At 62.3% G+C, this 11,887-nt stretch carries 10 protein-coding genes; 7 read left to right on the top strand and 3 right to left on the bottom strand.

Features of this window, described 5'->3' with window-relative positions; genetic code table 11:
• Positions 1 to 303: 303 nt before the first annotated feature.
• From SO139_RS43685 to SO139_RS43675, 3 genes are all read right to left on the bottom strand, one after another.
• Positions 304 to 657: a hypothetical protein gene (locus tag SO139_RS43685; RefSeq protein ID WP_449379703.1), complete on the bottom strand. Its 354-nt coding sequence runs from the start codon at positions 655 to 657 to the stop codon at positions 304 to 306.
• 249 nt (positions 658 to 906) lie between these two features.
• Positions 907 to 1,845, bottom strand: coding sequence for a response regulator (locus SO139_RS43680; RefSeq protein WP_449379704.1), 939 nt, complete (start codon positions 1,843 to 1,845; stop codon positions 907 to 909).
• On the bottom strand, positions 1,835 to 5,203 hold the full coding sequence (locus tag SO139_RS43675; protein ID WP_449379705.1) for a hybrid sensor histidine kinase/response regulator: 3,369 nt from the start codon (positions 5,201 to 5,203) through the stop codon (positions 1,835 to 1,837). Before SO139_RS43675 ends, SO139_RS43680 begins: the two co-directional genes overlap by 11 nt.
• Positions 5,204 to 5,376: 173 nt before the next feature.
• Between SO139_RS43675 and urtA the strand changes: the two genes are divergently transcribed.
• The 7 genes from urtA to SO139_RS43640 all read left to right on the top strand — a co-directional run.
• Entirely contained in the window at positions 5,377 to 6,636 is a 1,260-nt protein-coding gene (gene urtA, locus SO139_RS43670; RefSeq protein WP_498541981.1) for an urea ABC transporter substrate-binding protein, read from the top strand.
• A 178-nt stretch (positions 6,637 to 6,814) separates the two neighbouring features.
• A complete protein-coding gene (gene urtB, locus SO139_RS43665) occupies positions 6,815 to 7,741 on the top strand; it encodes an urea ABC transporter permease subunit UrtB (protein ID WP_449379707.1) in 927 nt (308 codons plus the stop codon).
• A gap of 22 nt (positions 7,742 to 7,763) precedes the next feature.
• A complete protein-coding gene (gene urtC, locus SO139_RS43660; protein WP_449379708.1) occupies positions 7,764 to 8,903 on the top strand; it encodes an urea ABC transporter permease subunit UrtC in 1,140 nt (379 codons plus the stop codon).
• Between the two features lie 10 nt (positions 8,904 to 8,913).
• Positions 8,914 to 9,669 (top strand): urea ABC transporter ATP-binding protein UrtD, encoded by a 756-nt coding sequence (urtD, locus tag SO139_RS43655; protein WP_449379709.1) that lies wholly within the window; start codon positions 8,914 to 8,916, stop codon positions 9,667 to 9,669.
• Between the two features lie 12 nt (positions 9,670 to 9,681).
• Positions 9,682 to 10,371, top strand: a complete 690-nt coding sequence (urtE, locus tag SO139_RS43650; RefSeq protein WP_498541980.1) for an urea ABC transporter ATP-binding subunit UrtE — start codon at positions 9,682 to 9,684, stop codon at positions 10,369 to 10,371.
• A gap of 25 nt (positions 10,372 to 10,396) precedes the next feature.
• Entirely contained in the window at positions 10,397 to 11,626 is a 1,230-nt protein-coding gene (gene fmdA / locus SO139_RS43645) for a formamidase (RefSeq protein ID WP_449379711.1), read from the top strand.
• Positions 11,627 to 11,691: 65 nt separating this feature from the next.
• Positions 11,692 to 11,887, top strand: a 196-nt coding sequence (locus SO139_RS43640; protein WP_498541979.1) for an FmdB family zinc ribbon protein, incomplete at its 3' end; no start/stop codon positions are given.

Genomic DNA, 11,887 nt, shown 5'->3' with positions numbered 1-11,887 from the left:
GCATTCGGGCTACGGCTGGGAGGGGAGCTACTACGGAATCGAGGAATATCTGGAAGTCAAATACGTGCTCATGAGTGTCCTTGGCCGCCAGGAACGGTAGGGGGTGTGCGGCGGGCAGGCGCGGTGCATGCGCCCACGATGAGATTTGTTCGAGATGGATCGGTGTAAGTTTCGCCGAAATGCTGTCAAGCAGACTCGAAAGCTCGGCGACAATTCCGATCGGAAGGCGACCCGTCGTGAGTGACCGTGCGTGAGACGGCTAAACGGCTCGCCCTTGCTAGGGCGACCGTCGATCGGCCGATTTCATACGGCGTCCGCAGGTACGAAGCAGCTGATCACGATGCCACCGCGGTGATGCACATACCACACCACGGCTTCGCCAATGGGGTTGCCACGGTCGCGGATTATGGCACGCTCCGGTACCGCCATCCAATGGCCCTCGATCGGAACCCAATAGGCGCCTTCGCGAAAATCATATTCTGTGCGATGGCCATCGGAGATATCGCAGCAGGGCACGCCATTTGGCGCAATCACACTCTTGAACCAGGCGCGGATGTCCGCGGGAACGTTTTCGTATTGCCCACTGTCGGATGCGAAACTTGCCCGCCCCAGCGCGAGCAGGGACACCAGCAAGGCGATCTCGGCTGACTTTCGCATGCAAGTCCTCCACGGCGCTATGTTCGCATCATCGTCGCGCACGGTTTAGCGACGGGTCAGGAATCTCATATTGCGAACGAGTTAGCCTGAGCGGCCGGTTGGATGCATGCCCAAAGATTGGGCGACAGGGGGCATCGCGAATTGACGCGACGCGAGACGTCCGCGGCCCAACCCCAGCCGCGCGATGTGGTCTGCAGCAACTACTGCAGCTGCTGCTATGGGAGAACTGTCGGAGTGCGGGTGCTTTTGCTAGGAGTTCCGGCGCGTAGCGTTCACCGCGATGGCGGCCGCCGCCGTTCGGTTCTCGACACCCAGCTTGGAGTAGATTTGCTCAAGGTGCTTATCGACCGTTCTTGGACTAAGGCCGAGGATCTGAGCGATGTCGCGGTTGGTTTTTCCCTTGGAGAGCCAGGACAGCACCTCGCTCTCGCGCGTGGTAAGGCCGAGCTGGGCGGAGAATTCCGCCGGCATGTCGCCGCTGGTGTCCTTGGCGAGCCGAAGCAGGAATTCGTTCGGGCCGAGCTTGCTCATATATTGCAGTCGCAACTGCTCGTTGCCAGGGAAAGAGGCCATGGTCGCACTCTTTGCGGGTTTGCCCTTCTGGACCTGGTCGAGCCATTGCGGCACCGGCTCGGGCAGTGCGAAATCGTCATCGGCGCTGGCCAGCGTATCCGAAAGCAATTTTCGCGCCTGCGGCGTCGCCCATAGCAGCTTGCCCTTATTGTTCACTGCGAGCAGATAGCGGCCGGATACATCCAGTGCGGCGCGCGCGCTCTGGGTCATCCGCGCATTGGCGAGGTGGACGCGGATCCGCGCCAGCATCTCCTCAACCACGATCGGTTTCGTCACGTAGTCGACGCCGCCGGCTTCCAAGCCGCGCACGATATGCTCGGTCTCGGCCAGGCCCGTCATGAAGATGATCGGCACGCCGTCGAGACCCGCGTCGCGCCTCAGCCGTTTGCAGGTCTCGAAGCCGTCCATGCCGGGCATGATCGCATCGAGCAGCACGATGTCGGGCGTGATCTGCTCGACGATGCGCATCGCGGAGGCGCCGTCGAGCGCGACCATCACGGTCATGCCGGCTCCGTCGAGCGCGTCGGTCAGAAGCCGCAGCGTCTCTGGCGAGTCGTCGACGACGAGCGCGACGTCGCGCTTCCTGGGGTCTGTGATCTTGGGATCAGTGATCATAGCTGTGCAATGTCTTCAGCGTCGCCATGTATTGGTCGAGATCGAAACGGTCGACCAGCGCGCGCATGTGGGTGACGAAATCCGCGTGCTCGGGATGGCCGGTGCCGATCTCGTCGAGCTTGAGCTGGATCGCGCGGACATAACCGAGCCGGCCGAGGCCGATCAGCTCCTCGACATATTTCACCGGCGGCCGTGAGCCGCTCTCCGGCTTCCACAGCGGCACCGGAACCTGGTCGGCTTCGTGCTGCCATTCGAGCTTGAGCAATTGGCGGATGGTCTCGAGCAGCCGCGGGACGTCGATCGGCTTCATCAGATAGCCGTCATGAAACGGCTGCGCCAGCGGCGCGCCATGCGCTTCCAGCGCGCTCGCCGACACCATCAGGATGCGCGCGGTGTGATGGCCGTTCGCGCGCAAAGTCTCGGCGACGGTCCAGCCATCCATGCTGGCCATGGAGATGTCGAGCAAAAACAGATCGGGCCGGCAGTGCTGCGCCAGCGCGAGGCAGCCGAGGCCATCGGGCGCGCTGAGCAGAATGAAGCCGAGCGGCGCCAGCACCTCGCGCAGAAGATCGCGATGAGTCGGGTCGTCGTCGGTGATCAATATCGTCTTGCGCGGGCCCAGATAGCCGTAGATCGGTGCCTCCACCGGCGCATCGCGCCGGGGATTGGTCACTTCGGAGAGCAGGAGTTTGACGCGGAACGTCGCACCAGCGCCGACAGTGCTCGTCACCTTGATGTCGCCGCCCATCACGCCCGCCAGCAGGCGGCTGATAGTGAGGCCGAGGCCGGTGCCGGTCTGCGGCTGCGCGACGCCGAGCGCGCCGCGCTCGAAGGGCGCGAAGATGCGTTCGAGGTCGTCAGCCTGGATGCCCGGACCGGTATCGACCACCTCGAACTCGGCGACCGGGCTGCGATAGTGCACGACAAATTTCACGCTGCCGGTTTGCGTGAACTTGATCGCATTGGACAGCAGATTGATCAGGATCTGCCGCAGCCGCTTCTCATCGGCATAGACCACGACCGGTAGCACCGTCGGCCGCTTGAACACGAAGTCGATACCCTTGGCCGCGGCCTGCAGGCGGAACATGCCGACAAGCTGGTCTAGGAAATCATTGAGGCGGACCTCGTCGCGGGACAGATAGAGCCGACCGGCCTCGATCTTGGAGATGTCCAAAATGCCGTCAATGAGACCCGACAGATGGTCGGCGCTGCGGCGGACCACGCGCACCTGGTCGCGCGGCCTTGCCTGAAGGCTGGCGTCCTGCTCGAGCAGTTGCGCATAGCCGGAGATCGCATTCAGCGGCGAGCGCAGCTCGTGGCTCAGGCCGACGACGTAGCGGCTCTTGGCGAGGTTGGCAGATTCTGCGACCTCCTTGGCGCGCTGCAATTCGGCATCGGTGCGTTTGTGTGCGTCGATCTCCTGGATCAAGAGCGTAGTCTGCCGCCGCGTCTCTTCCTCCGCCGCGCGGCGGCTTTGCTGTGCGAGCACAAACAGCCAGGCGACCACGCCGATGATGATGATCAGCGCGAAGAACACTTTCCAGAGCACGTCGGCCAATAGCGCATCGGCATGCACGGTCGCCGAGGTCTGAAGATAGATCAGCCCGAGCACGAGCCCGACCAAGCCGGCCGAGACCGTGAACACGCCGACATAATGGCCGAACTGCGAGTTGATCCGCGCGTAGATCGCCTCGGGCAACATCTTGCCGAGTGCCACCGACACCTGCGCGCCGGCCCGCGCGTGCGGCTTGCAGAGATCGTGGCAGCGGGCGTCGAGCGAGCAGCACAGCGAGCAGATCGGCCCGGCATAAGCGGGGCAGGAGGCCATGTCCTCCGGCTCGAACGAATGCTCACAGATACAGCACTGGATCGCCTCGACGTTCTGCCAGCTCCGCTTCGGCTTGCGCGCGATGTAATATTTGCCGTCGGTGGCCCAGGCGATCAGCGGCGCGGCGATAAACGCGGCGGCGAGCGCCACGAAGGCGGACAGAGCCTTCGCGGTCGGCCCGAACAATCCGTAGAACGCCGAGATCGAGACGATGGTCGCGATCGTCATCGCGCCGACGCCGACTGGATTGATGTCGTAGAGATGCGCGCGCTTGAACTCGATCTGCGGCGGGCGAAGGCCCAGCGGCTTGTTGATGACGAGGTCGGCGACCAGCGCGCCGACCCAGGCGATCGCGACGTTGGAGTAGAGCGCCAGCGTCTGCTCCAGCGCCTTGTAGACGCCGATCTCCATCAGCAGCAGCGCCACCATCACGTTGAACACCAGCCAGACCACGCGGCCGGGATGGCTGTGCGTCAGCCGCGAGAAGAAGTTCGACCAGGCGATCGAGCCGGCATAGGCATTGGTGACGTTGATCTTGACCTGCGACAGGATGACGAAGCTGCCGGTCAGCGCCAGCGCCAGATCCGGCTGCGACAGCACGTAGCGGAAGGCTTCGAGATACATATGCGCCGGCTCGGCAGCCTGTTCGAGCGCGACGCCATGGCTCAGCGCGAAATAGGCGAGGAACGAGCCGACCAGGAGCTTGAGCGCGCCGAAGACGATCCAGCCTGGACCGGCGCTGAGCAGCGCAATCCACCACGAGGTCTTTGATGTCCGGCGGTCGCGCGGCAGGAAGCGCAGGAAGTCGACCTGCTCGCCGATCTGCGCCACCAGCGAAAACACCACCGACGCGGCCGTGCCGAACAGCAAGAGATCGAGATGGCCGCTCGGATTGCCATGCTCGCCGGCGAACGTCCGCCATTCTGTGAAGGAATGCGGATTGGCCCAGGCGATCGCCACGAAGGGGAGGATATGCAGGATGACCCACAGTGGCTGCGTCCATAATTGAAAGCGGCTGATCAGGGTGATGCCGTAGGTCACCAGCGGAATGATGACGACAGAGGAGATGAGATAGCCGAGCGGGCGAGGGATGCCGAAGCACATCTCCAGCGCTGCCGCGAGGATGACAGCCTCGAAAGCGAAGAAGATGAAGGTGAAGGAGGCGTAGATCAGCGAGGTGATGGTCGAGCCGATATAGCCGAAGCCGGCGCCGCGGGTCAGCAGGTCGATATCGATGCCGCATTTCGTGGCGTAATAGGCAATCGGCAGTCCGCACAGGAAGATGATGACGCTGACCACCAGGATCGCGGCGGTCGCATTGGTCGCGCCGTAGTTCAGCGTGATGGTGCCCCCGATCGCTTCAAGCGCGAGGAAGGAGATCGCACCGAGCGCGGTGTTGGCAACGCGGGCGGCGGACCAGCGCCGCGCGCTCTTGGCGGTGAAGCGCAGCGCGTAGTCTTCCAGAGTCTGGTTGGCGACCCATTGATTGTATTGGCGCCTGACGCGGTCTATCCGCTGCCGCCCTGCCACGTCCTGACTCCTGACCCGCTTTGCCGGCGCTGATCGCAAGCAAATCCCGTACCCAAGAACCTACGTCGTCATTTTGCGGTGCAGTATACGCAATCCCACGTATCTGTGCAGTGCACAATTCTGAGCAATCCTCGCCTGATCAATAAGCGCGTTCTCGAACCAATGGGGTGCTCATGTCAGACGAAACAAATACGGGCCCGCAGTCGGCATTCCGCCGCAGGCTGCTGATGGGAATGGCGGCAATTCCTGCGATGACCATGCTGCCGCGCGCGTCTTTTGCGCAGGCGCCGGCAACTTCTGCGATCAACACCACCGGTCTCGCGGTAACCGATACTGAAGTCACTGTCGGCATCCTGCACTCGGCGACCGGCACGATGGCGATCTCCGAGACCGGTTCGATCGAAGCCGAGAAGCTCGCGATCGACCAGATCAACGCCATGGGTGGCGTGCTCGGCCGCAAGATCAAGGTCATCCAGGAAGACGGCGCCAGCGACTGGCCAACTTTCGCGGAGAAGGCCAAGAAGCTCCTCGTCAACGACAAGGTTGCGGCCATCATGGGCTGCTGGACCTCGGCCTCGCGCAAGGCAGTGCTGCCGGTCGTCGAGCAGTACAACGGCATGCTCTACTACCCTACCTTCTATGAAGGCCTCGAGCAGTCCAAGAATGTGATCTACACCGGCCAGGAAGCCACCCAGCAGATCCTCGCCGGCCTGAACTGGATCGCCAAGGAGAAGGGCGCCAAATCGTTCTTCTTCATCGGCTCGGACTACATTTGGCCGCGCACCTCGAACAAGATCGCACGCAAGCATGTCGAGAACGTGCTGAAGGGCAAGGTCGTCGGCGAGGAGTATTACGCGCTCGGCAGCACCCAGTTCAATTCTGTCATCAACAAGATCAAGCTGACCAAGCCCGACGTGATCTTCACCGACGTGGTCGGTGGCTCCAACGTCGCCTTCTACAAGCAGCTCAAGGCGGCCGGCGTCGACCTGTCGAAGCAGGCGCTGCTGACGATCTCGGTGACCGAAGACGAGATCGACGGCATTGGCGGCGAGAACATCGCGGGCGCCTATGCCTGCATGAAATACTTTCAGTCGCTCGATAACCCGAACAACAAGACCTTCGTGCCCGCCTTCAAGAAGATGTGGGGCGAGAAGACCGTGATCGGCGACGTGACGCAGGCTGCCTATCTCGGCCCGTGGCTGTGGAAGTTGACGGTCGAGAAGGCCGGAAGCTTCGTCGTCGACAAGATCGCCGCAGCTTCGCCCGGCGTGGAATTCAAGGGCGCGCCGGAAGGTTATGTGCGCATCCACGAAAACCATCACCTCTGGTCGAAGACTCGAGTCGGCCGCGCCAAGCTTGATGGCCAGTTCGAGCTGATCTACGAGACGGCCGATCTGGTCGAGCCCGACCCGTTCCCGAAGGGCTACCAGTAAGTCCTTCGCGATCTTTCCCCGAGCAAGAGCTCCCTGGCGTGGACCGTCAATCCACGCTTCACGACCCCGCGTCGCGACATCACTCGCGACGCGGGACCCTCGGATGCGGGACGCTGTCCCGGACGCGCGACGCTGTCCCCGGACGCGGGACGCTGTCCCCCCTCGACGGAGAAATCAGATGTTCGGCGACTATTCGATTGGCGACCTCGGTTCGATCTTCGTCATGCAGGGCTTTGCCGGCCTGATCCTGTTTTCCGTCTACGTGCTGATGGCGCTCGGACTTGCGATCATCTTCGGCCAGATGGGCGTCATCAACATGGCGCATGGCGAGTTCATGATCCTGGGTGCCTACGTCACCTGGATGACGTCGAGCTTCTTCCAGTCTTACCTGCCGAGCCTGTTCAGCGGCTACTTCTTCCTCGCGATGATATTGGCCTTCTTCGCATCCGGTGCGCTCGGAATGCTGGTCGAATGGGTGCTGATCCGGCATCTGTATAAGCGCCCACTCGATACGCTGCTCGCGACCTGGGGCCTTAGCCTGATGTTGCAGCAGGCCTATCGCTCGATCTTCGGCGCGCGTGAGGTCGGCGTCGAGCTGCCGCAGTGGATGCTCGGCTCGCTGCACGTCACCGACTCGATTGAGGTGCCGATCAACGGCGTCTTCGTGATGGGCCTGACGGTGCTGATCACCATCGCGGTCGCCTACGTCATGTTCATGTCGCGCTGGGGCCGCCAGGTCCGCGCCGTCGTGCAGAACCGCATCATGGCGGGCGCGGTCGGCATCAACACCGCGAAGGTCGACCGTTACACCTTCGCGCTCGGCTGCGGCATCGCCGGCGTCGCCGGTTCGGCCTTCACCATGATTGGTTCGACCGGGCCTACCTCAGGCCAGCTCTACATCGTCGACACCTTCCTGGTCGTCGTGTTCGGCGGAGCTGCCAGCCTGCTCGGCACCATCGCCTCGGCCTTCTCGATCTCGCAGACCCAGTCGACGCTCGAATTCTTCATGTCGGGATCGATGGCGAAGGTTTTGACGCTGCTCGTAGTGGTCGGAATTCTGATGCTGCGGCCGCAGGGGCTGTTCGCCCTCAAGGTCCGCAAGTAGAGAAGCGCAGGGGGCGCAACCCATGAACGACAATCGCTTTGCCACGCGCTCGGAGCTGATCGGCATCCTGGTGCTCGCCGCATTCCTGGTGGTGATCCTGCCGCTCTGCCTCGACGTCTTCCGGCTCAATCTGGTCGCCAAATATCTGACTTACGCCTTCGTCGCGCTGGGGCTCGTGATGTGCTGGGGCTACGGCGGCATCCTGAGCCTGGGGCAGGGCGTGTTCTTCGGCCTCGGCGGTTACTGTATGGCGATGTTTCTCAAGCTTGAGGCCTCGAGCGTCGAGAACACAAAGATCCAGTCGACACCCGGCATTCCCGATTTCATGGACTGGAATCAGATCACCGCACTGCCGTTCTTCTGGAAGCCGTTCCACAGCCTGACCTTCACCATCGCGGCTGTCATCCTGGTGCCGGGCATCTTCGCGCTGATCATTGGAGCGGCGATGTTCAAGCGCCGCGTCGGCGGCACCTACTTTGCGATCATCACGCAAGCGGTCGCCGCGATCCTGACCATCCTGATCGTCGGGCAGCAGGGCTACACCGGCGGCATCAACGGCATGACGGACCTCCGCACCCTGAAGGGCTGGGACATCCGTCCCGACCACGCCAAGGTCGTGCTCTACTTCTTCGAGGTCGGGTTGCTCTTCGCCTGCATCTGCATCGCCCAGCTGGTGCGGCATTCCAAGCTTGGCCGCATCCTGGTGGCGATGCGCGACCAGGAGGATCGGGTCCGCTTCTCCGGCTACAGCGTCGCCAATTTCAAGATCTTCGCCTTCTGCATCGCCGCGGTGTTCGCCGCGATCGGCGGCGCCATGTTCGCGCTCAATGTCGGCTTCATGTCGCCGTCCTTCGTCGGCATCGTACCCTCGATCGAGATGGTGATCTACACCGCGGTTGGCGGTCGCCTCTCGATCCTCGGCGCGGTCTACGGCACGTTGCTGGTCAACTTCGCCAAAACCAGTCTCTCCGAGTCCTTCCCGGAACTCTGGCTGTTCGGCCTTGGCGGCCTGTTCATTGCCGTGGTGCTCGCATTCCCGAACGGCCTTGCCGGTATCTGGGGCGACTACATCCAGCCGCGCATCAATCGCCTGACCGCCTCGCGCAAACCGAAGCCGGGCTGGAGCGACAATTCGGTCGCCGACGGCGCGCCGGCAGAATGAGGAGGACTTCATGCTCATCGGTCACCAGCCAAAGCCCTTCCTGCTCTCGGTCGAAGGTCTCACAGTGTCGTTCGACGGTTTCAAGGCCGTCAACGATCTCTCCTTCTATGTCGAGGAGAACGAGATCCGCGTCATCATCGGCCCGAACGGCGCCGGCAAGACCACCGTGCTCGACCTGATCTGTGGAAAGACCAAGGCCACGTCGGGCTCGATCGAATTCCGCGGCAAGGACCTGACCAAGCTGAAGGAGAACCAGATCGTCAAGGCCGGCGTCGGTCGCAAGTTCCAGACACCATCGATCTACGACGACCTCACCGTGTTCGAGAATTTGGAGATCTCGTTTCCACGCGGCCGCACGGTCTTCGGCGCGCTGACCTTTACTCGCGATGCCGCCGTGCGCGAACGCGTCCACGAGGTCGCAGAGATGATCTTCCTCAAGGATCGCCTCAACATGAGCGCGGCGCTGCTCAGCCACGGCCAGAAGCAGTGGCTGGAGATCGGCATGCTGCTCATCCAGGATCCGGATTTGCTGATGCTCGACGAGCCCGTCGCCGGCATGAGCGTGTCCGAACGCGCCAAGACTGCCGAGCTGCTCAACCGCATCATCAAGGACCGCTCGGTGCTGGTTATCGAGCACGACATGAAGTTTGTCGAGGACATCGCGCACAAGGTCACCGTGCTGCACCAGGGCCAAATCCTCTCCGAAGGCACGATGGAGAAGGTGAAGAACGATCCCAAGGTCATTGAAGTGTACCTTGGTCACTGAGGAGCGACATCAATGTTGGCAATCAATGATCTTCACGTCGCGTACGGCCAGAGCGAGGTGCTGCACGGCCTCAACGTGTCGGTCGCGCCCAACGAGATCGTCGCGATCATGGGCCGCAACGGTATGGGCAAGACGACGCTGATGAAGTCGCTGATGGGTATCGTGCCGACAAAGAGCGGCAGGGTGACCATGGACGGCATCGAGCTCGGTTCGCTCCCGAGCTACGAACGCGTCGCAAAAGGCCTCGCTTACGTGCCGCAGGGGCGGATGATCTTCTCGACCATGACGGTGAAGGAGAACATTGAGGCTGGTTTGGTCGTCTCGGGTGGCAACGAAGTGCCCGCTGACATCTACGAGCTGTTTCCGGTGCTGCTGGAGATGAAGGGGCGCCGCGGTGGCAATCTCTCCGGTGGGCAACAGCAGCAATTGGCGATCGCCCGTGCGCTCGCCACCAAACCGAAGGTGTTGTTGCTGGATGAACCGACCGAAGGCATACAGCCGTCGATCATCAAGGAGATGGCGCGCACCTTGAAGCGAATCCGCGACGAGCGAGGCTTGTCGATTGTCGTCTCCGAGCAGGTCCTGAGTTTTGCGCTCGACATCGCCGACCGCGTGCTCGTGATCGAGAACGGCGAGATCGTGCGCGACGATCCGTGCGACGGCGTCGATGCCGCGCAGATCTCCAAGTTTTTGTCCGTCTAATCAGTCAACGAAGGGGAGCATCTCGATGCCAGATACACTAATCAAGGTTGACCTCACCAAGTCGGCCTATGAAAACGACAAGATCCACAACCGTTGGCATCCTGAGGTTCCGATCGTCGAGTGGGTCAGCCCCGGCGACGACTTCATCATCGAAACTGTCGACTGGACCGGCGGCTTCATCAAGAACAACGACTCGGCCGACGACGTGCGCGACATCGATCTGTCGATCGTGCACTTCCTGTCCGGTCCGATCGGCGTCAAGGGTGCCGAGCCCGGCGATCTTCTCGTCGTCGATCTGCTCGACGTCGGCCCGCTGAAGGAAAGCCTGTGGGGCTTCAACGGCTTCTTCTCCAAGCAGAATGGCGGCGGCTTCCTGACCGATCACTTCCCGCTGGCGCAGAAATCGATCTGGGACATCAAGGGGCTCTACACCTCGTCGCGTCACGTGCCCGGCGTCAATTTCGCCGGACTCATTCACCCCGGCCTGATCGGCTGTCTGCCCGATGCCAAGATGCTGGCCGCCTGGAATGCGCGCGAAGCCGAGTTGATCGCGACCAACCCGACTCGGGTGCCGGGCCTTGCCAATCCGCCGTTCGCGCCGACCGCGCATGCGGGCCAGGCCAAAGGTGACATCAAGGCCAAGATCGGTCTCGAGGGCGCGCGCACCGTGCCGCCGCGCGAGCATGGCGGCAATTGCGACATCAAGGATCTCTCGCGCGGCTCGAAGATCTACTTCCCGGTCTATGTGCCCGGCGGCGGTCTCTCGATGGGCGATCTGCATTTCAGCCAGGGCGACGGCGAGATCACCTTCTGCGGCGCGATCGAAATGGCCGGCTGGCTTCACATCAAGGTCGACGTCATCAAGGATGGCGTGGCGAAATACGGCATCAAGAACCCGGTGTTCAAGCCGTCGCCGATCACGCCGAACTACAAGGACTATCTGATCTTCGAGGGCATCTCGGTCGATGAGGCCGGCAAGCAGCACTATCTCGACGTCCACATCGCCTATCGCCAGGCCTGCTTGAACGCGATCGAATACCTGAAGAAGTTCGGCTATTCCGGCGCCCAAGCCTATTCGATCCTCGGCACCGCGCCGTGCCAAGGCCACATCTCGGGCGTGGTCGACGTGCCCAACGCCTGCGCCACGCTGTGGTTGCCGACCGAGATTTTCGACTTCGACGTTATGCCGTCGTCGGCCGGACCAATCAAGCACATCACAGGCGACATCCAGATGCCGATCTCGCCCGACAAGTAATCCCTGCGTGAGACGGATGCGGGGGGTGGGCCCCGCATCCGATGCGCAACAGCGAGGGAGCGACGATGCCTGTCTACGAATATCTCTGCAACGATTGCGGCCCGTTCACCGACATGCGGCCGATGGCCGAATGTGACGATCCGCAAGACTGTCCGCGCTGCGAGATGAAATCGCCGCGCGTGATCCTCACTGCGCCGGCGTTCTTCTGCATGCCCGCGGACAAGCGTAAGGCGCATGCCACCAACGAGCGGAGCAAGTATG

The organism is Bradyrhizobium sp. UFLA05-89 (assembly GCF_059803475.1).
The sequence above is the reverse complement of the archived record's forward strand: the minus strand, read 5'-3'. Positions and strand labels throughout refer to the sequence as shown.